The organism is Bremerella sp. TYQ1 (assembly GCF_020150455.1).
Lineage (GTDB): Bacteria > Planctomycetota > Planctomycetia > Pirellulales > Pirellulaceae > Bremerella > Bremerella volcania_A.
Map to the genome: position 1 here is coordinate 5,031,721 of NZ_CP083740.1, position 21,552 is coordinate 5,053,272.

Here is a 21,552-nt window from a genome sequence, read left to right on the forward strand (position 1 = left end):
TTGCATGGCGCCAGCTGCGCGCTTTCGCGGGTCTGCTTAAATCTGAACCTCTACTGTCCGCCCGTATCGCTCATGCTTTCCCGCTATCTGTCTCAGGCCGCCTGCTAGAACCCTGCGTTCGGTCTGCGCTTGATTTAGCGTGAGAGCATGTTGTTTTTTGATTTGCCGCCCAAGGAGTCGCGTCGCCTATGGCTACCTCGTCGCAACGACGGCTGGAACCCACTGAAGTTCGTCGGTTTGGAAGTCAATCGATTTACATGGCTCCGCCGGATCTGACGAAAATTCAGACCCTGAGCTACAAAAACTTTCTGCAAGCGGAACTCGATGCGGAAGAGCGAGATCAAGAGCTGGGCATCGAAAGTGTCCTGCGAGAGATCTTCCCCATCCAAAGTTACGATGGCCAGAATCAGCTGGACTATGTCCGGTATGAACTAGGCAAGCCGCGCTACACGCCAGAGGAATGTAAGCAGCTGCGGTTAACCTACGGTCGTCCGTTCCGAATTTGGCTCCGCTTGAATAAAGAAGAGCCGATCGAAGAAGAAGTCTACCTGGGTGACTTGCCGGTCATGCTGGGTGGTGGTGAGTTCATCATCAATGGTGCCGAGCGTGTTGTCGTTAGCCAGCTGCACCGCAGCCCTGGTGTCGACTTCGTTCTCGAGCAAGACACTACTTCGGACAAGAAGCTCCCAAGCTGTCGCGTGATTCCAGAGCGCGGAAGCTGGATTGAAGTCAATGTCTCGAAGAAAGACTCGCTCACAGTCCGTATCGACCAGAGCGGTAAATTCGCCGCGACGACGCTTCTGCGAGCGATGTCGCCAGAGTTTAGTAGCGACGCCGACGTGATCCGAGCGTTCTATGAATCTTCGGTCGAAACGGTCAAAGATGGCCGTAGCGTCTCGAAGATCGAGAACAAGATCGCGGTTGACGACATTATCTACCCAAGTGGCAACGACCGTGCTGGGGAAATTATCCTCGAAGCAGGTCAGAAGATCAGCCGCAACATCGCGGAATTGATTTGCTCGGCTGGTATCGATACGGTCGAAGTCATGGAGCCGCCAAAGACTCCGCTGATCTTCAACGCGTTGGGCGAAGACAACACCTCGAGTCACGAGGAAGCATTGCTTCGTATTTACCAGCGTCTGCGTCCAGGGAATCCTCCGCAGCTGGAAAAAGCGAAGACGTTGTTCGCTGAAAAGTTCTACGACGAAAACCGCTACCGCCTCGGTCGCGTCGGTCGTTTCCGTATGAACCGAAAGCTGGGTCTCGACATCGACGAAGGTCAGCAGACCCTTCGTCCGGAAGACCTGATCGCGGCGATTCGGTACATCTTGTATCTCTCGTCAGGTGACAAACGAGCTCGTATCGACGATATCGACCACTTGGGTAATCGTCGTCTCCGAACGATCGACGAGTTGGCCTGCGACGAAATGCGTAAGGGCTTCCTGAAGCTGCGTCGCACGGTTCAAGAGCGAATGAGCCTGAAGGACGCGGAAGACATGACTCCGCGTAACCTGGTTAACCCGAAGAGCATTTCGGCAGCGATCGAATACTTCTTCGGCCGTGGCGAGCTTTCGCAGGTGGTCGACCAGACTAACCCGCTTTCGATGCTTACGCACGAACGTCGTTTGTCGGCTCTCGGTCCAGGCGGTTTGAATCGTAAGCGTGCAGGCTTTGAAGTCCGCGACGTTCACATTTCTCACTACGGTCGTATCTGTCCGATTGAAACGCCGGAAGGTACGAACATCGGTCTGATCTCCAGCTTGGCTCTCTACTCTTCGGTGGACGAGTATGGCTTCCTGATCACGCCGTATCGCAAGATTACCAACGGTAAGATCGCCAAGGGTTTTGTTTGGCTGCGAGCCGACGAAGAATCGGACGCGTTGGTGGCTCCGGCCGATACGCCGACCGACGATGACGACAACCTGCTGGGTGATCTGATCATCGCTCGTTACCGCAGCGACTTCGAAATGGTTGCTCCGGAAGAAGTCGAATACATCGACGTGGCACCTTGCCAGATGGTCGGTGTCTCCGCAGCGTTGATTCCGTTCCTGGAACATGACGATGCGAACCGTGCTCTTATGGGTTCCAACATGCAGCGGCAAGCAGTGCCACTGCTGATCGCCGAGCCTCCGATCGTCGGTACCGGCGTCGAACGCGACGTGGCGATGAACTCGAGCATGATCATTCGTGCCAAGTATGACGGCACAGTGAAATACGTCGACGCATTGAAGGTGATTGTCGAGCGTAGTGGTGCTGCAGAGCATGCTGAAGATGTTTACGACCTGCGTAAGTTCGTCGGTCTGAACGAACGAACCTGCTTGAATCAGCACCCTGTCGTGAAGATGGGGCAAAAGATCACCGCAGGCGACGTTCTGGCAGATGGTGCGGCGACCCACGGCGGTCAGTTGGCTCTCGGCCGTAACGTGCTCGTCGGCTTTATGTCGTTCGATGGCTACAACTATGAAGACGCGATCATCATCAGCGAAGAGCTGGTGAAGCAAGACGTTTACACTTCGATCCATATCGAAGAATTCGACGTCGAAATTCGCGAAACAAAGTTGGGCCGCGAAGACTTCACGCGAGACATTCCGAACGTCTCGGAAAAGATGCTGCGTAATCTCGACGAGAGCGGGATCGTTCAAGTCGGTACGTACGTCAAGCCTGGGGACATCCTCGTCGGTAAGGTTTCGCCGAAGAGCAAGACCGAACTGACGCCGGAAGAAAAGCTGCTGCACGCGATCTTTGGTCGTGCCGGTGAAGACGTGAAGAACGATTCGCTGGAAGTCCCATCCGGTATCGAAGGGATCGTCGTTCAAGCCGAGAAGTTTGCTCGCCGCATGAGCCTCTCGGACGACGAACGAAAGGCTTTCGAGAAGACGCTCAAAGACGCCGAGACCGAGGGCAACAATGCCATTTCGGATCTCTTCTCCGAGTTTATCGGCGAAGTCGAAAAAATCCTCGGCAAGACCGTGACCGACGAAGATGGCACGCCGCTCACGCGTGATCAGGACGCCAAGTACATCGCGGAACAGGCTACCCAGTTCCGTCTGTACAAGATCCTGGAACCACTCAAGAGCGAAGAACGCGTTGCCCAAATCCGTCAGCTGTACGCTGCGAAGTGGCCTGCCATTGAGTTGGCCATCGATCAGCGTGACCGCAAGCTGAACAGCATGAAGCGAGGCGACGAGCTTCGCAGCGGTGTGCTGCAGATGGTGAAGGTCTACATCGCCACCAAGCGAGTTATCTCGGTGGGTGACAAGATGGCCGGTCGCCACGGTAACAAGGGTGTGATCGCGAAGATCCTACCTGTGGAAGACATGCCATTTTTGGAAGACGGCACGCCAATCCAGATCATGCTCAACCCGCTCGGCGTTCCTAGCCGTATGAATGTGGGGCAGATTCTGGAAACCCACTTGGGTTGGGCCGGTGCCAAGCTCGGTTTCCAAGCGATCACGCCAGTGTTCGACGGGGCGAGCGAAGAAATCATCAACGACTGCCTGGAAGAGGCTGGTCTGCCACGTCACGGGAAGGCTCGCCTTCACGACGGACGTACCGGTCAGGCTCTCAACCAGGAAACGACGGTCGGTTACATCTACATGCTGAAGCTACATCACTTGGTGGATGACAAAGTGCACGCTCGAAGCACTGGGCCTTACTCGCTTATTACCCAGCAACCGCTTGGTGGTAAAGCACGATTCGGCGGTCAGCGTTTCGGGGAAATGGAAGTGTGGGCTCTGGAAGCCTACGGTGCCGCCTACATCCTGCAAGAGCTGCTCACTGTGAAGAGTGACGACGTCGAAGGACGTACGAAAATCTACGAATCGATGGTCAAAGGTGAAAACACGCTTGAAGCCGGTACGCCCGCCAGCTTTGACGTGTTGACCAACGAAATCCGAGGGCTGGGGTTGAACATGCAGCTGGAAAAACGCCGCCTGTAATTTCAGGCGGCCTCGGCTGCGGCGAGCCAGCATATTGCTGGTTCGCACTCGCGGCTAGCTGGCACTGGGCGACCCCGCGGCTGGTTCCTGATCAAGCGACCGGCTGAATCTTCACCAAATCGACCATCCTAACGGGATAATATAAGGAGCACGGGCCATGAGTATTCTCGAAAGCTCTTACGACCGAATCAACGATTACACCGCGGTCAAGATCAGCCTTGCACGGCCTCACGACATTCGCAGCTGGTCGTTCGGTGAAGTCAAAAAGCCGGAAACGATCAACTATCGTACCTACCGCCCTGAAAAGGACGGTTTGTTCTGCGAACGCATCTTCGGCCCTGAAAAGGACTGGGAATGTGCCTGTGGTAAGTACCGCGGGATGAAATACAAAGGCATGATCTGCGATCGCTGTGGCGTGAAAATCACCCACAGCCGCGTTCGCCGTAAACGCATGGGGCACATTGAACTCGCCGCCCCGATCGTGCACATCTGGTTCTTCAAGGCGATGCCTAGCCGACTGGGTAACCTGTTGGCGATGAAGACATCGAGCCTGGAAAAGGTGATCTACTTCCAGGATTACGTCGTCATCGATCCAGGCTCTACCGACTTGGAGAAGTTCCAGACGCTGACCGAAGAAGAGTACCGAGGTGCCGTCGAGCAGTTCGGTTCCGGTTCCTTCGAAGCTGACATGGGTGCCGAAGCGGTTCGTAAGCTGCTGCAAGGCTTGGACCTCGTTCAGTTGTCAATCGATCTGCGTAAGGACCTGGCCGAAACCGGTTCCAAGCAGAAGCGTAAGGACTACATCAATCGCTTGAAGATCGTCGAATCGATCCGCGACAGCGACAACAAGCCGGAATGGATGATCATGGATGTCATTCCGGTCATTCCTCCCGATCTGCGTCCACTTGTTCTGTTGGACTCCGGTAACTTTGCCACGTCCGACTTGAACGACTTGTACCGTCGTATCATCAACCGCAACAACCGTCTGCGTAAGTTGGTCGACTTGAACGCTCCGGAAGTCATCATTCGTAACGAAAAGCGAATGCTGCAGCAGTCGGTCGATGCATTGTTCGACAATAACCGCTGTAAGCGTCCGGTTCTCGGTTCCAGCAATCGTCCGCTGAAGTCGCTGACCGACATGATCAAAGGTAAGCAGGGTCGTTTCCGTGAAAACCTGCTCGGTAAGCGTGTCGACTACTCCGCTCGTTCGGTGATCGTGGTCGGTCCGCGTATGAAGTTGCATCAGTGCGGTTTGCCTAAGAAGATCGCCCTGGAGCTGTACCAACCGTTCATTATTCGCAAGCTCAAAGTGCTCGGTCACGCCGACACGATCAAGAGCGCCAAGAAGATGCTCGAACGAAAGGATGAAGAGGTTTGGGACATCTTGGAATCGGTGATTCAGAATCACCCGGTTCTTTTGAATCGTGCTCCAACGCTTCACCGTATGGGTATCCAGGCCTTCGAGCCGACCCTCGTGGAAGGGAACGCAATTCACCTGCATCCGTTAGTGTGCAAAGGCTTCAATGCCGACTTCGACGGTGACCAGATGGCGGTTCACTTGCCGCTTTCGATTGAAGCTCAAGTCGAAGCCCACACGCTGATGTTGGCGACGAACAATATTTTCGCGCCGTCCAACGGTAAGCCGATCATGAGCCCGTCGCAGGACGTGGTGATGGGTTGTAACTTCATTACCATCAGTCTGCCGAATCGTCCCGGTGAAGGGATGACCTTCTCGTCGATGGACGAAGCAGACTACGCGTTTGCTCAGGGTATTATCGACCTGCATGCGTTAATCAAAGTTCGTCTGCCGGAAGGGCGTATGCTCAAAGGCGAAGACGACGAGTCGAACCCAACGCGAATTGTTGAGACCACCTTCGGTCGTGTTTTGTTCAACGAAATGCTGCCTGAAGGAATGGACTTCTACAACTATTCGCTAGGTAGCGGCGAGCTGTCCAAGGTGATTTCGGACTGCTATCAGCGTCTCGGTCGTCGTGCGACGATCAACCTGTTGGACGATATGAACCAACTCGGTTTCCGCGAATCGACTCGTAGTGGTCTTTCCTTCGCAACCGACGACTTGGTGACGCCAGACTCGAAGCACAAGATTATTGGCGACGCCGAAAAGAAGGTGATCAAGTTTAAGAAGCTGTACGAACGCGGCGTGATCACCGACAAGGAACGAGTCAACCAGGTCCTCGACGCTTGGACACATGCTCGTGAGCAGATTACTGCCGAGATGATGACCGAGATGAAGAACGACGACCGTGGCGGTCATGGTTACATCAACCCGGTGTACTTGATGGCCGACTCGGGTGCTCGTGGTGGTACCGAACAGATTCGTCAGCTCGCCGGTATGCGTGGTCTGATGGCTAAGCCGTCCGGTGAAATTATCGAGACGCCGATTAAGTCGAACTTCCGTGAAGGCTTGACGGTGCTCGAGTACTTCTCCTCGACGCACGGTGCTCGTAAGGGTCTGGCCGATACGGCTCTGAAAACGGCTGACTCCGGTTACCTGACTCGTAAGCTGGCCGACGTGGCTCAGAACGTGGTGGTTACCCAGGACGACTGTGGTACTACGCAGGGGATCACCAAGGGGGTCATTTACCGCGGTGAAAAAGTCGAAGTCTCGCTGGCAGATGCGATCAAAGGTCGCGTTAGCCGTCAGAGCATTGTGAACCCAATCACCGACGAAGTGATCGTTCGTGAAAACGAAATGATCACTACCGATGTTGCCCGTAAGATCGAAAAGATGGGTCTCGAACGAATCCAAGTTCGTAGCCCAATGACGTGTGAAAGCGGTCTCGGCTGCTGCAAGACTTGCTACGGTATGGACATGTCGACCGGCGATCAGGTCGAAGAAGGCATGGCCGTCGGGATCATCGCAGCTCAGTCGATTGGTGAACCTGGTACGCAGCTGACGATGCGTACGTTCCACATCGGTGGTGTGGCCGTTACCGATACTGAAGAGCACGAAAAGAAAACCAAGCGTGGTGGTTTCGTCAAGTTTACCCGTATGCGTACGGCGACCAACGACGAAGGCAAAAACATCGTGCTCACCCGAAATGGTGAAATCACGATCGTCGACGCCAAGGGTCGTGAAATCGAAAGCTATGACGTGCCAACCGGTGCGACGCTGGAAGTTCAAGAGAACCAAGAGGTGAAGAACGGCGACGTACTTTGCTCTTGGAACCCTTACTCGATTCCGATCGTTGCCGAAGTGGGTGGTCGTGTTCGTTACGAAGACGTGGTCGAAGGCGAGACCATGATCATCGAGCATGACTCGACTGGTACCACACGTCGCATGATCACCGAGCACAAGGGTGACTTCCATCCGCAGCTGGTCATCGAAGACGAAGATGGCAAGCCGCTCGACGTTTATTACCTGCCTGAAAAGGCGATCATCGACGCCGAAGAAGGTGCCAAGGTTTCGGCCGGTAGCACGGTGGCAAGTACGCCTCGTGAATCGGGCGGTGTTAAGGACATCACCGGTGGTCTGCCGCGAGTCACGGAAATCTTTGAAGCTCGTAAGCCAAAGGATCCAGCTGTGATGGCTGAGATCGATGGTGTGGTCGAGATTCTTTCCGAGAAGAAGCGTGGTAAGCGAACGATCATCGTCCGCAACGAATCAGGTATCGAACGCGAACACCTCGTGCCGCACGGTAAGCGATTCCTGGTTCACACCGGCGACTACGTGAAAGCTGGTCAGTCTTTGATTGACGGACCACTCGTTCCGCACGACATTCTGCGAATCTCCGGCGAAGAAGCCGTTCAGCAGTACCTGCTGCACGAAATCCAAGGCGTTTATCGCAGTCAGCGGGTGGAAATCAACGACAAGCACATCGAAATCATCGTCGCTCGCATGCTGCGAAAGGTGATGGTCGACTCGGCTGGCGATACGAGCCTGTTGCCTGGTCTAGTGATGGATAAGTTCGATTTCCGTCAAGCGAACGAGCAGCTTTCCCGATGCCTGAAGATCAGCAATCCTGGCGACTCGCAGCAGTTCACCGAAGGCATGATCGTGCCGAAGGAAGCTCTGGAGCAGGAAAACGGCCAGATCGAATCGCTCGGTGGTACGCCTGCCAAGGGGGCAAAGCCTGCTGCAGCAAGTGCTTCGACACAGCTTTTGGGGATCACCAAGGCTGCCGTTCAAAGTTCCAGCTTCATCTCGGCCGCGTCCTTCCAGGAAACGACCAAGGTGCTCACCGAAGCAGCTCTGGCTGGCAAAGTGGACGAACTGATCGGTCTGAAGGAAAACGTGATCCTGGGGCACTTGATTCCTGCTGGTACCGGTTTCCGCAGCTTCCAAGATTCCGAAGTTCGCATCAATCCTGAAGCGCTGGCCGAGTTGGCGTCGCGAACTCGCGAACGAACGCTGGAAGAAAGCTTCCCGCTGCTTCAAGATGGTGGCGAACAGCCGCAGCAGCCAGGTCCTGGCCCAGCTGCCATCTCCGAAATGGCACCAGCTCCTGGGCTGGAAAGCTTGCTCGGTGGCGGTTCGATTCCTGCGACCGAAGGCCCGACTTATGGCGAACAGCCGCCGCAAGCTCCGGAGCCACCTCAGCAGCCGCAGCCACCACAAGATGGTGGTGGAGAAGGCTTCGATCCAAATCGGGACGAACTGTAAACAAAACCGTTTGGGCTAAATGTAAGAGCCCGATCGGATCCCATATCAAGGGTGCCATGGCCACGTCCGCGTGGCCATGTTCCTTTCCTGAGCTTGTTTTCCCGTGAGGAACTTCATTACGGGTTGACAGCCGTCAGCAATCGGATAATTTAAAGGGCTTCCCATAATCCGTGGGAAGCGACAGTAAGCAAACAGAAATTCGGCCGCCCAGTTGGCTGCGGCCCTATGGAAAAGTAACGGCGACCTATGCCCACCATTAATCAGCTCGTTCGTAAGCCGCGGAAGAAGAAGCGTAAGTTCTCCAAGTCCCCAGTTTTGGAGAAGTGCCCGCAGAAGCGTGGTGTGTGTTTGCAGGTCCGCACGATGACCCCTAAGAAGCCAAACTCGGCTCTTCGGAAGATTGCTCGTGTGCGTCTGTCGAACCAGAAGGAAGTCACCGTTTACATTCCCGGTGAAGGTCACAGCCTGCAGGAACACTCGATCGTGCTCGTGCGTGGCGGTCGTGTTCGCGACCTTCCTGGTGTGCGATACCAAGTCGTCCGTGGTGCCCTCGATGCTTTGGGTGTCAACGGTCGTAAGCAGTCCCGCAGCCGTTACGGTGCGAAGAAGGGCTAATCGCGATGCTTTCGGGCCATTTGCCCCGGCATCCCGCAATTGATTACATTCCGTAAACCGAACAATAGCGAATAGTTAGTTACCAACGATGGGTAAGATTACCGCCAGCCGCGAAACGTTGAAGCCAGATCCGCGTTACAAGTCGATCTTGGCCAGCAAGTTCATCAACTGCCTGATGCAGGATGGCAAGAAGACGACCGCACAGGAAGTCTTCTATGGTGCTATGGACGAACTGAAGAAGCGTGTCCCGGATGAAGAGCCGATTGACGTCTTCACCCAGGCTGTCGAGAACGTTAAGCCGCACATCGAAGTTCGCTCGAAGCGAGTCGGTGGTGCTGCTTACCAGGTTCCGATGCAGGTCAATCGTACCCGTCAGCAGTCGCTCGCTCTGCGTTGGTTGCTGTCGGCTGTTCGCGAAAAGAAGGGTCGTCCGACCCACTTGAAGCTGGCTGATGAATTGTTCGCCGCTTACAACCGCGAAGGTACCGCCTACACCAAGCGTGAAAACGTTCACCGTATGGCTGATGCGAATAAGGCATTCGCTCACTTCGCCTGGTAAGACCGCTCAGCAAAAAGCCGTGCTTCTTCACAAGTGCGGCTTTTTTTATGCGCTGACACTGCCCTGCTCCGTGGTTCTAAGATTCCAAGGATGGGAAAGAAGATCTATTTCCTGGCATAGTCGAGCGAATCAGAAACCGGCAAAATAGATATTCCCTTTTGTCGAACATCGAGAAGTAAGAAAGGTCCGGCCAGTCTCGGTCGGCAGTAGAGTCATGGATCGTAAGCTTGAAGACATTCGCAATATCGGGGTGATTGCCCATATCGACGCCGGAAAGACCACGGTTACCGAGCGGATGCTCTTTTACAGTGGTACCTCGCACAAAGTCGGTGAGGTTGACAAAGGGAACACCACCACGGACTTCGATGAGGAAGAAGCAGAGCGTGGGATCACGATTTACTCTGCGTGTGTGACGTTTCCTTGGCGAGATCACACGATCAACCTGATCGACACGCCTGGTCACGTCGACTTTACAGCTGAAGTCGAGCGATGTCTGCGCGTGCTGGATGGTGGCGTTGTTGTCTTCAGTGCCCGTGAAGGGGTGGAGGCGCAAAGTGAGACGGTTTGGCGTCAAGCTGATCGATACAAAGTTCCTCGCGTCGCTTTCATTAATAAGATGGATCGCGAAGGTGCCGACTTTTATTCGGTGCTCGAGGAGATCGAGAAGCGGTTGAAGGCGAATCCGGTGCCGATTCAAATCCCTGTCGGGGCTGGACCGCCGCATGTTGCCGACGCGTTTCGCGGTGTGATCGACCTGATTGACATGAAGATGCTGCACTTCGGCGAAGGGGATCAGGATCGCACGGTCGATGTGCTCGATATCCCTGAGGATTACGTCGAAAAGGCACAGCAGTGGCGAGATAATCTGCTCGAAAAGTTATACGACCTGAGCAACGAGTTGATGGAGCTTAGCCTTTCGGAGGAGCCCATCCCGGCAGAATTGATTCGCAAAGTGCTGCGTGAAGGGACACTGGCTCGTCAGCTTCAGCCGCTGATGTGTGGTTCGGCCCTCGATGGCATTGGGGTGCAGCCAATTCTCGATGCCGTTACGCACTACCTGCCGAGCCCGAAGGACGTGCCGTCGGTTGTCGGCACCAATCCGACAAAGAAGAATCAATCGGAAAAGCGTGATCCTGACCCGAGCGAGCCGTTCTGCGGCTTGGTGTTCAAAGTGCTTCCGGCGAAGCATGGCGATATGACGTGGGTGCGTGTCTATTCCGGCGAGCTCAAGCCAAACTCGCGGCTACTCAATCCTGGTCGAGACGTGAAAGAGAACTGTGCCCAGCTGTGGCACATTCAGGCCGCCAAAAAGGAGCAAGTCGATCACGTTGGTACGGGGGATATCGTCGGCATCATTGGGCTTCGGCATTCGGTGACCGGGGACACGCTTTGCGATACGCGGAATCCTATCCTGCTCGAGTCGATCAACTTCCCGGAAACCGTGATTGGGATGGCCATTGAGCCAGAGTCTTCGGCCGATCGAGACAAGCTCTCCGAGACGTTGACGATGCTGCGGCGGCAAGATCCCACGTTTGCAGCGGACGAAAACAAAGATACCGGCCAAACGATCATTAGCGGGATGGGGGAATTGCACTTGGAGGTGATTCGCCATCGCCTGCTACGCGATTTCAAGCTCAACGTGAAAGTGCATAAGCCGCGTGTCAGTTACCGTGAAACGGTCGGTAAATCGGCCAAGGTAACCGGCGAATGCCATCGAATTATTCAGGGACAGCAGCTCTTTGCGAAGCTGACGATTCAAGTCGAGCATGCCCCGAATCAGCAGCAGCCGGTGATCATCATTCCAAGGGTGCCGCCAGAAAGTGTTCCGTTTAACCTGGTTGAAGCTGCGATGGAGGAGCTCCGCAGTCGGGCTGTTGGTGGTGGAATTATCGGTGGTTTCCCCCTGGCGGATCTGAAAATCACAATTCTCGATGGCGAAGTGGCCGAGGTCGGTTCTACCGATACCGCGTTCGCAATTGCCGCAGGTGATGCGTTCGAGAAGGGGTTGGAGGCAGCCGTGCCGACGCTGCTTGAGCCGATCATGAAGCTGATTATCACGACTCCTGAGGACTATATGGGCGATTTCGTGGGGGATATCATGAAACGTCGTGGAGAAATTGCCAAAACGGAGAATCGATCCGGCGACGCAATTATCGAAGCGCATGCCCCCCTGGCAGAGCTGTTTGGCTATTCGAGCGCGATGCGAAGTCTAAGCCAGGGCCGGGCTTCCAGTAGCATGGAGCCACTGAAATACGCGGCTGCCCCGCCGGAGGTGATGAAGCAATTTATGTAAGCTGTCGAAGGGTCGCAGGGGGAATGCCGGGCTATTGGTCCTCGGTTTCGCCCAGCAGTCTTTTCAGCTGCCGATAGGCTTGACCGGCGGTCTTGTTTTCGTTGACCAGGATTCGCAAGCCTTGAATCACATAAAACATCACGACGACAAATAGGGCAACTGCGGCAAGAAATCGCTCGACATGGAATCCGGCCGCCTTGAAGAGCAGTGCGGCGACCGCGGCTATGGCCATTAGGACGAAGATTGACTTGAGGCTGAGCTGGTAGTTTGGGCTGTCACTCAAGGGGTGCTCCCTCGCCTAGCGATGGGCTGTATTGCGATTTGGTCGGTCAATTATGCCATGTCGCGTGCGAGTATTCGACTCAATAGGCAAACTCGCCGTAGGAATGCGACATGATTTCCCCAAAACACCCTTCCGCGGTCACCCGCTTCGAATGCGGTTTTGCCCGGGAAAACGAAGGTTTTTGTGTCATTCGAGATAAGCCTTCGAAAAAGGTTCGAAAACAAACACGGCGCCCATTGACGAAGTCGCCTTGGATTTTTAATATCATCTGTTTCCCGCACAGCTCAAAGAGCGACTAGGGAGCGAAAAGAAATTTACAGGCCCGGGCATCCGGGAACAGTTCATAGGGATCAGACGCGTGGCGAAAGAAGTTATTCGCATTCGGATGGAAGCTTACGATCACTCGATCTTGGATCAGAGTGCTCTCGATATCGTCGACACGGCGAAGCGGACCCATTCGGAAGTGCATGGTCCCATTCCGTTGCCGACTCGCATTGAACGTTACACCGTTCTCGCAGGTCCGCATGTCGACAAGAAGGCACGTCAGCAGTTTGAAGTTCGGACGCATAAGCGTCTGATCGATATCGTTCAGGCAACCGCCAAGACGATTGAATCGCTCAACAAGCTGAATCTGCCCGCTGGTGTCGATATCAAGATCAAGGCAACCACTAAATAGTTTACCCTCACAGCTCGTTTTAAAGAGTCTTTGGATGGCTGGAAGCTTCGGGTGGTAATTGGCCGACTTGGCTGATCCATCGAAGCGAGCAACGGACTACAAGGCGACGAATCATGGCAAAAGGCATACTCGGCCGTAAGGTTGGGATGACCCAGGTCTATACAGAGTCTGGGGAAGTGATCCCGGTTACGGTTGTTCAGGCAGGTCCCTGTCACGTGCTTCAAGTGCGAACCTTGGAGCGTGATGGGTATGAAGCAATTCAGCTCGGATACGACGATAAGCCTCGCCGTTTGGCGATTCGTAGCGAACGTGGTCACGTTGCTCCTCTCTCGAGCAAGCGATCGAAGAAGCTCGCCGCCGCTGGTGGTGAAGCCGCTGCAAAGGCAGGTTGCGAACCGAAACGATTCGTTCGTGAGCTTCGCGGTTCGATCGAAGGTGCTGAAGTTGGCCAAGAGGTCGGCATCGGCGTTCTCGCAGAAGCTGCTCGCGTCGACGTCATTGGTACTAGCCGCGGTCGCGGTTACGCCGGTGTGATGAAGCGTCATAACTTCGCTGGTCAGCGAGCCACCCACGGCGTGAAGAAAGTTCACCGTCACACCGGTGGTACCGGTTGCAGTGCCTATCCAAGCCGTACGTTCAAAGGCTTGAAGATGAGCGGCCAGTACGGTAATGCCAAGACCACCGTTCGTAACTTGAAAGTTGTCAAGGTCGACGAAGAAAACGGCGTGATTCTGCTTAACGGTGCCGTGCCAGGCCCCAACGGCGGATATGTGATCGTTCGTGAAACCAATATGGTCCGCTAACGGCGTTCCTCAGGAAACAAGTCGCGCCTCGCGTGAAAGAATAATCCCATGGTGAGTTTGCCCATTTTTGACAAGAGCGGAAAGGAAGTCGGCAAGTACGAGCTTGACCCGGCTGAAATCGCTCCGTCGATCAACAAGCAATTGCTGCACGACGCTGTCGTGATGTACCAGGCGAATCTTCGTCAAGGTACACACCGCACCAAGACGCGTGCTGAAGTCGCTGGCACAACCAAGAAGATGTATCGCCAAAAGGGTACCGGTAATGCACGTGCTGGTTCCAAGCGTAGCGGCGTTCGCCGTGGTGGTGGTCACATCTTCGCGATTCGCCCTCGCGACTATTCGTACCGCCTGAACAAGAAAGCCCTGAAGCTTGCGACTCGCATGGCGATCGCCAGCAAGATCCAGGGTGAGCAAGTAGTTGTTGTTGACGACTTTGCTCAAGAGGAAATCAAGACCAAGAACGTCGCTGGTGCCTTGAAGGCGTTGGGTGTTTACGGTCAAAAGGTTGCGATCGCCTTGGATAAGCACGATCCAGTCTTCTATCGCAGTGCTCGAAACATCGAAGGTGTTTCGGTTAGCCCTGTGACGGAACTGAATGCCTACTCGGTGCTTCGTCCTCGCAAGTTGGTGATCACCAAAGCTGCCCTCGACGCTTTGCGTAACGGTGGCAAGAGCGAGTAATCGCATCAATCGATTGGCTGCTTAGCACTAAATCAATTCAACCTGACATAGCGACAGAGGTGCCACCATGGCACGGCCTTACTACAAACCAAGCCAAGACACACCGACCCGAACGCTGGAATCACACCAGGTGATCTTGCGTCCGTTGGTTACGGAAAAGGGTGTTCAAGCTTCGGAAGACTTGAATCAGTACACGTTCGAGATCGCCCCGGCTGCCTCCAAGTTGGATGTCCGCCGAGCGGTTGAAGAGTTGTTCGACGTCAAAGTCGCCAGCGTGAAGACGCAGACGCGTAAGGGGAAAGCCCGCCGTTACCGTTTTCGCAACGGCACGACCCGTAACTGGAAGAAGGCCATCGTCACGTTGGCTGAAGATCAAAAGATCGACTTCTATTAATCGTTACTGGTCCACCGCCGTTAGCCGCGACAAGAAATAGACTACGAGTTGAACCATGGGTATCCGAAAATACAAGCCGACCTCCGCTGGGCGTCGTAACGCCTCGGTCAGCGACTTCAAGGAGTTGACCAAGGGAGCCAAGCCGGAACGTAAGCTTCTCAAGAAGATTACGAAGACCGGTGGTCGTAACAACCAAGGTAAGATCACTGCTCGTCACCGTGGTGGCGGCCACAAGCGTCGTTATCGCGTGATCGACTTCCGCCGCGCCAAAGATGGCGTGCCTGCGACGGTTGCTTCGGTGCAGTACGATCCAAACCGCAGTGCCCGTATCGCCCTGCTGAACTATGCCGACGGTGAGAAGCGATATATCCTCGCTCCCGATGGGCTGAAAGCTGGCGACAAAGTTCAAAGTGGTGCGGAAGCATCGCCGACTGTGGGCAACTGCCTGCCGCTCAACAAGATTCCTGCTGGTACGACGGTCCACAATGTGGAAATGGTGCCTGGCCGTGGCGGTGCAATGTGCCGTTCCGCTGGCAGCTCCGCTACGTTGATGGCTTGCGAGGCTGACTGGGCTCAGCTGTCGTTGCCAAGTGGTGAAATTCGACGTGTTTCCAGCCGCTGCCGAGCAACGGTTGGTCGCGTCAGCAATCCCGATCATGAAAAAGTTCAGCTTGGTAAAGCTGGTCGTAGCCGCTGGCTCGGTCGACGTCCTCACGTCCGTGGTACCGCAATGAACCCGATCGATCACCCGCACGGTGGTGGTGAAGGTCGTACCAAGGGTGGTCGTCATCCAGTCACGCCGCAAGGTAAGCCAACCAAGGGTGGTGCAACACGCCATCGTAAGAAGGCTTCCAACCGTTCGATCGTTCGTCGACGTCGTTCGCGTCGCTACGGTCTGCTGAAGTTGTTGAAGTAATAATCCCCAGCATACGGTAAGTCAGGCCGCCAAGCCGCGATCCTAAAGGTTTTCAAGAATGAGCCGATCCCTGAAAAAAGGGCCGTACGTCGACCCGAACGTTTACGAAAAGGTAGCCAAGCAAGAAGAAGCTGGCACCAAGGACCCGATCAAGACCTGGGCACGTGCTTGCACGATCATCCCGGAATTTGTCGGTCATACGTTCATGGTCCACAACGGCAGGGCCCACCTGAAGGTTTACGTCACCGAAGATATGGTCGGGCACAAGCTCGGTGAGTTTTCGCCGACGCGAACGTTCCGCGGTCACGGTGCTGATAAGAAGAAGAAATAACGCATACCGATTGGCAAACGCAGCTTGGCTGCCCACGGCAAGCAGGGCTTGACCCTTCGCTCGTGGTTCGAGGAGTTGATCAACCATGTTCAAAGCGACCCACCGACTGGCACGCATCAGCCCGCGAAAGGTGCGCCCGCTAGCCGATTTGGTGCGTGGTAAGCTGGCCGACGAGGCACTCGACATTCTGCGGTACCAACCGCAACGAGGCGCTCGCCTGCTGGAAGAAGTCATCAAGAGTGCCATCGGCAACTCGCAAGATTCCGAACAGAACGAAGGCCGCTCTGCTAATCAGCAAGCCCTTTATGTTTCGGAAGCTCGCGTCGATGGCGGCCCGATCATTAAGCGATTCCGCCCCCGAGCTCGAGGAAGCGCGTTCCCGATTTTGAAGCGGACCTGTCACATTCACGTCACCCTGGAGGAACTCCAAGGCTAAGGCAACGCCCAAGTGGCATGCCCCGTCTTCGAGTCGAGAGACAAGCATGGGACAAAAAGTTAATCCAGTTGCGTTTCGTACCGGCGTCATGGTCGGCTGGAAGAGCAAGTGGTTTGCGTCGAAGCGTGATTTTCCAGCCCTGCTGCTGGAAGATAAGAAGATCCGTGACTTCATCCTGAAGCACCCTGATCAACGCATTCGACAGAAGTACCGTAATGCAGGTATCGACAAAGTCGAAATCGAACGTACGCGTGACGAAGTACGCGTGACGTTGTTCGTCGCTCGACCTGGTCTGATCATTGGTCAGAAAGGTCAAGAGGTCGAAAAGCTGCAGGAAGAACTGCAAAACCTGGTCGGCCGACGTATCAATCTGAAGATTGAAGAAGTCGGACGCCCAGAACTGCGAGCCCAATTGGTCGCCATTGATATTGCCGATCAGTTGGCCAAGCGTGCCAGCTTCCGTCGCACGATGAAGCGTGCGATCGAAAGCACCATGGAGGCCGGTGCCCGAGGCATCAAAATCCAAATGGCCGGTCGTCTTGGCGGTGCGGAAATGGCTCGCCGCGAAAAGCAAATTGAAGGATCGATTCCGTTGAGCACCCTGCGGGCCAAGATCGATTACGGCTTCACCGAAGCACGTACGCCGCAGGGACACATCGGGGTCCAGGTCTGGATCAATAACGGTTTTTACGAAGGGGACGACTCCGATGGCTATGATGCCTCGACGAGTGAAGCACCGAAAAAGCCAAAGAAGACGTATAAAAGGTAATGCCACTCGTGGCAATACCGTCGTCCTCGGCGATTTTGGACTTCAATCCACACAAGCGGGTCATATCACCGCTCAAACGATCGAAGCGGGTCGTATCGCTGCCCAGCAGTACGTCCGTGGTATCGGTAAGTTGTACATCCGGATCTTCCCCCACAAGTCGGTAACGGCACGTCCGTTGGAGACTCGTATGGGTAAGGGTAAAGGTGAACCTGATCGTTGGGTTGCCACCGTGAAGCCCGGTACTGTGATGTACGAACTCAAGGGTGTCACAGAGCAACAAGCGAAGATTTGTTTCGCTCGTTTGGCTCACAAAATGCCGGTTCGTTGCCGCTTTGTGCGTAAGCGTCCGGAATTGGAAACAACCGAGGCTTAGTCCACCAAGGACTACGCCCACGATGGTCGGCGGCAAGTAACCCGCGAACAAAACGTGGATAGGCAATAGAGCGATGAAAGCAAGTGAATTGCGAGAACTGAGCGACGATCAGCTCCAGGCGAACCTGAAGAACGCCATGGATTCCCTGTTCCGTCTGCGAGTTCAATCCCAGACCGAGCGTTTGGACGCCCCCAGCGAACTGGCGAAGAATCGCAAGTTGGTGGCACGCATCAAGACGATTCAAGCCGAGCGAGCAGCCGCCGCGGCCAGCACCTAATTCAAGCGAAGTATTAAGAGAGATTCGGCAATGCCCAAGAAAGTATTGGTCGGTCGAGTGACGGGCGACAAGCAAGACAAGACGCGACGCGTGGAAATCGCTCGTCGTATTCGTCACCCGCTGTACGGCAAGTACTACTCGCGCCGCATGGTCTGCCACGTACACGACGAGAACAACGAGTCGGGTTTGGGCGATCGGGTCGAGATCGTTGAAAGCCGTCCTCGCTCGAAGACGAAACGCTGGGAATTGGTGCGAATCGTCGAGAAGAGCACGGAAGTGGACGTTGCCGCGTTGAAGGCTGCTCGAGAAGCAGCTGCTCACCTGCAAGAACAAGAAGAAGGCTAAGCAAGCCCTCACTCAAGAGTCTCCCGTACACCGCCAACGCCACCAGGCCGCGGCATAGGGTTGGATTTAAGAAGCGATGATTCAACAAGAAACAAGACTGGCCGTCGCCGACAACACCGGAGCGAAGGAAGTCATGTGCATTAAGGTTCTCGGTGGTACGCGTAAGCGAACCGCTGGCCTTGGTGACGTGATTATCTGCTCGGTGAAAGAAGTTGTCCCGGGTGCGGAAGTGAAGAAGAAGGCGGTCGTTCGGGCTGTGATCGTCCGCGTTCGCAAGTCGACTCGCCGCCCCGACGGAAGCTATATCCGCTTCGATCGCAACGCGGTCGTGCTGATCGACAAAGACAATAACCCGCGTGGTACGCGTATTTTCGGTGCGGTCGCCCGTGAGCTGCGAGATCGCAAGTTCATGAAGATCGTCAGTTTGGCGAGTGAGGTGGTCTAATGCATATCAAAGTTGACGACACCGTCGAAATCATCACCGGAGCCGATGCCGCTGGCGAAATGCGTGGCAAAGTCCTGAAGGTCTTCCCTGAAAAAGGGAAAGTCCTCGTGGAAGGTGCGGCCAAGGTTTATAAGCACGTCAAGCCAAGCCAACGTAACCCTAAGGGTGGCAAGCTGTCGAAGGAAATGCCAATCGACATTTCCAACGTCATGCTGGTTTGCACCGAGTGCAAAAGCCGTACGAAGACCGGTGCCAAGATTAAAGAAGACGGCAGCAAGGTTCGCTACTGCAAGTCCTGCAATGCCGAAATTGGTCAGCTGAGTCCGGCCAAGTAAACACTGCCGCGAAGCAGTCCCGAAACAAAAGGCGTGAGCCGGTAATCGTTCGAGATAAGCCATGAGCAAACCACGACTTCAAGAAAAATACGAACAAGAAGTGCTTTCCGCACTGGCAGAAAAGCTCGGCCGTAAGAATCCGATGAACCTGCCTCGCCTGCGGAAGATCGTCGTCAACATGGGTGTCGGCACAGCCGTCACTGAAAAGAAGCATGTTGACGAAGCTGCCGAAGCTATGACCGAGTTTACCGGTCAGCGTCCGATGATCTGCCGAGCTCGTAAGAGCGTCGCTGCTTTCAAGCTGCGTGAAGGCATGCCAATCGGTGTTAAGGTGACACTGCGTCGCCAACGGATGTACGAATTCCTGGATCGCCTGGTTTCCCTGGCACTTCCTCAGGTGCGTGACTTCCGTGGGGTGAACCCCAAGAGCTTCGATGGCAATGGCAATTACACGATGGGCCTGACCGAGCAGATGGTGTTCCCGGAATTGAATCCGGACAAGTACACCCGTCAGCAAGGGATGGACATCACCTTCGTCACCACCGGTGCCACCGACGACGAAGCTCGCGAACTGCTGTCCTTGCTGGGCATGCCGTTTCAGCGAGAAGAAGAACCGAAAAAGAAGAAGACCGCTTAAAGCTGTATAGCTTTTCTGCGGACCGTATAGAACGTTTGTTACCCAGTCGATTCGTTTTCCAGGTAGGAAATCCTCGTGGCAAGCAAGTCAAAAATCGCCAAGGCCAATCGCGAGCCGAAGTTTTCGTCTCGGCGTGAGCGTCGCTGCACCATGTGTGGCCGTCCGCGTGCCGTGTATCGAAAGTTTGGTGTCTGCCGAATTTGTATTCGCAACTTGGCGGATCGAGGGCTGATTCCAGGTTTACGCAAGGCGAGTTGGTAAGGGGACCCGAAGTATTATGATGACCGACCCTATCGCCGACATGTTGACCCGCATCCGAAATGCGGTTCGCGTCGAGCACCCACACGTTGAAATGCCCACGTCCAAAGTCAAACGCGGTTTGGCCGACGTGCTAAAGCGTGAAGGCTATATCTGGGACTGGGTGGAAACGGATGACGTTCCAGTCAAACAGATCCGCTTGGAACTGAAGTACGGCCCCAGCGGGGAACGCGTGATTCAGCATATCAAGCGTGTCAGCAAGCCTGGCCGCCGTATTTACTCGAAGTCGCACGACCTGCGTCCGATTCTTAACGGAATGGGCATTTCGGTGATCAGCACCTCCAATGGTGTGATCAGCGATCGCGAAGCCCGCCAGAAGAAGATCGGCGGCGAAGTGTTGTGCGAAATCTGGTAACCCAGACCCATTCGTGTCAGCGACCGGCACCGTTCGCTAACAATCCAATCACCAGGACAGTCTCCCTCGAAGAGACCCATTGCCTAAAGCTAGGTTAAGAAAATGTCCCGACTAGGTAGAAAACCAGTTGCCCTGCCCGAGAAAGTAACTGTCTCGGTCGATGGCCAAACGGTCAACGTCGAAGGCCCTCTCGGTAAGCTCACTTACACTGCTGACCCGGTTGTCACCATTGAAGTAGGTGAAGACGGCAAGGAAGTGTCGGTAACGCGTAAAGAAGACACGCGTACCGGCAAAGCCATGCACGGCCTGACCCGAGCTCTGATCGCCAATATGGTCGAAGGGGTCGAAAAAGGGTACGAAAAGCGACTTGAGGTCGTGGGCGTCGGTTACCTGGCCGCGATTGCTGGCGATGTTCTGCAGCTTCGCGTTGGTTTCGCGAACGAAATTCACAAGAAGATCCCGAAGGATCTGGATGTGAAGTGCCCCGACCAGACCCACATCGTGGTCAAAGGGATCGACAAGCAACGTGTCGGTCAATTCGCTGCGGAAGTGCGTGCTGCTCGGAAGCCTGAACCTTACAAGGGTAAGGGCGTTCGTTACCAAGGCGAGCGTGTTAAGCTGAAGCCTGGTAAGGCCGCCGGTAAGTAGTCGATCATTTCGTTAAATTGAAGTCATCGTGCCCCGGCTGTTACCGTGGCACCCACGAGGCTAGTTGAGTCGTGAACAAGCAAAAATTCATCGCCAAGCAGCGGAAGCGTCGGAGCAATCATGTCCGTCGAAAGGTTCGCGGCAACGCCGAACGTCCTCGGCTGACGATCTTCCGTAGCAACTGCAACATCTACTGCCAGATCATCGATGACGAATCGGGTCGAACATTGGTTTCGGCTTCGTCGCGAGACAAAGATCTGCGTGAAGATGCTAGTGCAGGTAACTGTGAAGCCGCCGCGAAGATCGGCAAAGCTATTGCTGAAAAGGCATTGGCAGCCGGACTCAAGCAGGTTTGCTTCGATCGTGGTCACTTTCGCTACAACGGACGCGTTGCCGCTTTGGCATCCGCCGCCCGTGAAAGTGGATTGGACTTCTAGTAAGAACTAAGTCATTAAGAGCGCTTTGGAGTTCGCTGATCAAACGATCGGCATGATCCAAACG

Annotated in this window: 24 protein-coding genes; 23 read left to right on the plus strand and 1 reads right to left on the minus strand. The window is 54.9% G+C overall.

Annotated features, from left to right (window positions below):
* Window positions 1-188 precede the first annotated feature (188 nt).
* From rpoB to fusA, 5 genes are all read left to right on the plus strand, one after another.
* Window positions 189-3,938: a DNA-directed RNA polymerase subunit beta gene (gene rpoB, locus LA756_RS20485; protein WP_224436588.1), complete on the plus strand. Its 3,750-nt coding sequence runs from the start codon at window positions 189-191 to the stop codon at window positions 3,936-3,938.
* 157 nt (window positions 3,939-4,095) lie between these two features.
* Window positions 4,096-8,562 (plus strand): DNA-directed RNA polymerase subunit beta', encoded by a 4,467-nt coding sequence (rpoC, locus tag LA756_RS20490; RefSeq protein ID WP_224436589.1) that lies wholly within the window; start codon window positions 4,096-4,098, stop codon window positions 8,560-8,562.
* A gap of 246 nt (window positions 8,563-8,808) precedes the next feature.
* Window positions 8,809-9,177, plus strand: a complete 369-nt coding sequence (rpsL, locus tag LA756_RS20495) for a 30S ribosomal protein S12 (RefSeq protein WP_224436590.1) — start codon at window positions 8,809-8,811, stop codon at window positions 9,175-9,177.
* Between the two features lie 88 nt (window positions 9,178-9,265).
* On the plus strand, window positions 9,266-9,736 hold the full coding sequence (gene rpsG / locus LA756_RS20500; protein ID WP_224436591.1) for a 30S ribosomal protein S7: 471 nt from the start codon (window positions 9,266-9,268) through the stop codon (window positions 9,734-9,736).
* Between the two features lie 214 nt (window positions 9,737-9,950).
* A complete protein-coding gene (gene fusA / locus LA756_RS20505; protein ID WP_224436592.1) occupies window positions 9,951-12,029 on the plus strand; it encodes an elongation factor G in 2,079 nt (692 codons plus the stop codon).
* A gap of 31 nt (window positions 12,030-12,060) precedes the next feature.
* On the opposite strand, the gene LA756_RS20510 is transcribed toward fusA, so the two are convergent.
* Window positions 12,061-12,312: a hypothetical protein gene (locus LA756_RS20510; protein WP_224436593.1), complete on the minus strand. Its 252-nt coding sequence runs from the start codon at window positions 12,310-12,312 to the stop codon at window positions 12,061-12,063.
* Window positions 12,313-12,670: 358 nt separating this feature from the next.
* Between LA756_RS20510 and rpsJ the strand changes: the two genes are divergently transcribed.
* The 18 genes from rpsJ (at window position 12,671) to rplR (ending at window position 21,488) form a co-directional block, all read left to right on the plus strand.
* Window positions 12,671-12,988, plus strand: coding sequence for a 30S ribosomal protein S10 (gene rpsJ / locus LA756_RS20515; RefSeq protein ID WP_224436594.1), 318 nt, complete (start codon window positions 12,671-12,673; stop codon window positions 12,986-12,988).
* A gap of 113 nt (window positions 12,989-13,101) precedes the next feature.
* Entirely contained in the window at window positions 13,102-13,791 is a 690-nt protein-coding gene (rplC, locus tag LA756_RS20520; RefSeq protein WP_224436595.1) for a 50S ribosomal protein L3, read from the plus strand.
* A 48-nt stretch (window positions 13,792-13,839) separates the two neighbouring features.
* Window positions 13,840-14,472 (plus strand): 50S ribosomal protein L4, encoded by a 633-nt coding sequence (gene rplD / locus LA756_RS20525; protein ID WP_224436596.1) that lies wholly within the window; start codon window positions 13,840-13,842, stop codon window positions 14,470-14,472.
* 67 nt (window positions 14,473-14,539) lie between these two features.
* The gene (gene rplW, locus LA756_RS20530; protein ID WP_224436597.1) at window positions 14,540-14,866 is read left to right on the plus strand and encodes a 50S ribosomal protein L23; all 327 of its coding nucleotides are present in this window, start codon (window positions 14,540-14,542) and stop codon (window positions 14,864-14,866) included.
* Between the two features lie 55 nt (window positions 14,867-14,921).
* Window positions 14,922-15,782 (plus strand): 50S ribosomal protein L2, encoded by an 861-nt coding sequence (rplB, locus tag LA756_RS20535; RefSeq protein WP_224436598.1) that lies wholly within the window; start codon window positions 14,922-14,924, stop codon window positions 15,780-15,782.
* A gap of 58 nt (window positions 15,783-15,840) precedes the next feature.
* Complete coding sequence (gene rpsS / locus LA756_RS20540; protein ID WP_224436599.1) at window positions 15,841-16,113, plus strand: 30S ribosomal protein S19; 273 nt, start codon at window positions 15,841-15,843, stop codon at window positions 16,111-16,113.
* 85 nt (window positions 16,114-16,198) lie between these two features.
* The gene (rplV, locus tag LA756_RS20545; RefSeq protein WP_224436600.1) at window positions 16,199-16,549 is read left to right on the plus strand and encodes a 50S ribosomal protein L22; all 351 of its coding nucleotides are present in this window, start codon (window positions 16,199-16,201) and stop codon (window positions 16,547-16,549) included.
* Between the two features lie 46 nt (window positions 16,550-16,595).
* On the plus strand, window positions 16,596-17,318 hold the full coding sequence (rpsC, locus tag LA756_RS20550; protein WP_224436601.1) for a 30S ribosomal protein S3: 723 nt from the start codon (window positions 16,596-16,598) through the stop codon (window positions 17,316-17,318).
* Window positions 17,278-17,691 carry a 50S ribosomal protein L16 gene (rplP, locus tag LA756_RS20555; protein WP_261362052.1) on the plus strand — a complete coding sequence of 138 codons (414 nt, stop codon included), beginning with the start codon at window positions 17,278-17,280 and terminating at the stop codon, window positions 17,689-17,691. Before rpsC ends, rplP begins: the two co-directional genes overlap by 41 nt.
* Before the next feature lie 73 nt (window positions 17,692-17,764).
* A complete protein-coding gene (rpmC, locus tag LA756_RS20560) occupies window positions 17,765-17,968 on the plus strand; it encodes a 50S ribosomal protein L29 (protein WP_224436602.1) in 204 nt (67 codons plus the stop codon).
* Between the two features lie 30 nt (window positions 17,969-17,998).
* Entirely contained in the window at window positions 17,999-18,313 is a 315-nt protein-coding gene (rpsQ, locus tag LA756_RS20565; protein ID WP_224436603.1) for a 30S ribosomal protein S17, read from the plus strand.
* Window positions 18,314-18,389: 76 nt separating this feature from the next.
* Entirely contained in the window at window positions 18,390-18,758 is a 369-nt protein-coding gene (gene rplN / locus LA756_RS20570; protein WP_224436604.1) for a 50S ribosomal protein L14, read from the plus strand.
* Complete coding sequence (rplX, locus tag LA756_RS20575; protein ID WP_224436605.1) at window positions 18,758-19,093, plus strand: 50S ribosomal protein L24; 336 nt, start codon at window positions 18,758-18,760, stop codon at window positions 19,091-19,093. Before rplN ends, rplX begins: the two co-directional genes overlap by 1 nt.
* Before the next feature lie 61 nt (window positions 19,094-19,154).
* On the plus strand, window positions 19,155-19,730 hold the full coding sequence (gene rplE, locus LA756_RS20580; protein ID WP_224436606.1) for a 50S ribosomal protein L5: 576 nt from the start codon (window positions 19,155-19,157) through the stop codon (window positions 19,728-19,730).
* A 75-nt stretch (window positions 19,731-19,805) separates the two neighbouring features.
* Window positions 19,806-19,991, plus strand: coding sequence for a type Z 30S ribosomal protein S14 (locus LA756_RS20585; RefSeq protein ID WP_105351913.1), 186 nt, complete (start codon window positions 19,806-19,808; stop codon window positions 19,989-19,991).
* 13 nt (window positions 19,992-20,004) lie between these two features.
* Window positions 20,005-20,403: a 30S ribosomal protein S8 gene (rpsH, locus tag LA756_RS20590; protein WP_224440416.1), complete on the plus strand. Its 399-nt coding sequence runs from the start codon at window positions 20,005-20,007 to the stop codon at window positions 20,401-20,403.
* A 102-nt stretch (window positions 20,404-20,505) separates the two neighbouring features.
* Window positions 20,506-21,051, plus strand: a complete 546-nt coding sequence (rplF, locus tag LA756_RS20595) for a 50S ribosomal protein L6 (protein ID WP_224436607.1) — start codon at window positions 20,506-20,508, stop codon at window positions 21,049-21,051.
* Window positions 21,052-21,122: 71 nt separating this feature from the next.
* Window positions 21,123-21,488, plus strand: a complete 366-nt coding sequence (gene rplR / locus LA756_RS20600) for a 50S ribosomal protein L18 (RefSeq protein WP_224436608.1) — start codon at window positions 21,123-21,125, stop codon at window positions 21,486-21,488.
* The last annotated feature ends 64 nt before the right edge of the window (window positions 21,489-21,552 follow it).

Bases quoted from the DNA above. Each gene is read 5' to 3' on its own strand.
- rpoB (WP_224436588.1), top strand. From the start codon at position 189: ATGGCTACCTCGTCGCAACGACGGCTGGAACCCACTGAAGTTCGTCGG.
- rpoC (WP_224436589.1), top strand. From the start codon at position 4,096: ATGAGTATTCTCGAAAGCTCTTACGACCGAATCAACGATTACACCGCG.
- rpsL (WP_224436590.1), top strand. From the start codon at position 8,809: ATGCCCACCATTAATCAGCTCGTTCGTAAGCCGCGGAAGAAGAAGCGT.
- rpsG (WP_224436591.1), top strand. From the start codon at position 9,266: ATGGGTAAGATTACCGCCAGCCGCGAAACGTTGAAGCCAGATCCGCGT.
- fusA (WP_224436592.1), top strand. From the start codon at position 9,951: ATGGATCGTAAGCTTGAAGACATTCGCAATATCGGGGTGATTGCCCAT.
- rplC (WP_224436595.1), top strand. From the start codon at position 13,102: ATGGCAAAAGGCATACTCGGCCGTAAGGTTGGGATGACCCAGGTCTAT.
- rplD (WP_224436596.1), top strand. From the start codon at position 13,840: ATGGTGAGTTTGCCCATTTTTGACAAGAGCGGAAAGGAAGTCGGCAAG.
- rplW (WP_224436597.1), top strand. From the start codon at position 14,540: ATGGCACGGCCTTACTACAAACCAAGCCAAGACACACCGACCCGAACG.
- rplB (WP_224436598.1), top strand. From the start codon at position 14,922: ATGGGTATCCGAAAATACAAGCCGACCTCCGCTGGGCGTCGTAACGCC.
- rpsS (WP_224436599.1), top strand. From the start codon at position 15,841: ATGAGCCGATCCCTGAAAAAAGGGCCGTACGTCGACCCGAACGTTTAC.
- rplV (WP_224436600.1), top strand. From the start codon at position 16,199: ATGTTCAAAGCGACCCACCGACTGGCACGCATCAGCCCGCGAAAGGTG.
- rpsC (WP_224436601.1), top strand. From the start codon at position 16,596: ATGGGACAAAAAGTTAATCCAGTTGCGTTTCGTACCGGCGTCATGGTC.
- rpmC (WP_224436602.1), top strand. From the start codon at position 17,765: ATGAAAGCAAGTGAATTGCGAGAACTGAGCGACGATCAGCTCCAGGCG.
- rpsQ (WP_224436603.1), top strand. From the start codon at position 17,999: ATGCCCAAGAAAGTATTGGTCGGTCGAGTGACGGGCGACAAGCAAGAC.
- rplN (WP_224436604.1), top strand. From the start codon at position 18,390: ATGATTCAACAAGAAACAAGACTGGCCGTCGCCGACAACACCGGAGCG.
- rplX (WP_224436605.1), top strand. From the start codon at position 18,758: ATGCATATCAAAGTTGACGACACCGTCGAAATCATCACCGGAGCCGAT.
- rplE (WP_224436606.1), top strand. From the start codon at position 19,155: ATGAGCAAACCACGACTTCAAGAAAAATACGAACAAGAAGTGCTTTCC.
- rplF (WP_224436607.1), top strand. From the start codon at position 20,506: ATGTCCCGACTAGGTAGAAAACCAGTTGCCCTGCCCGAGAAAGTAACT.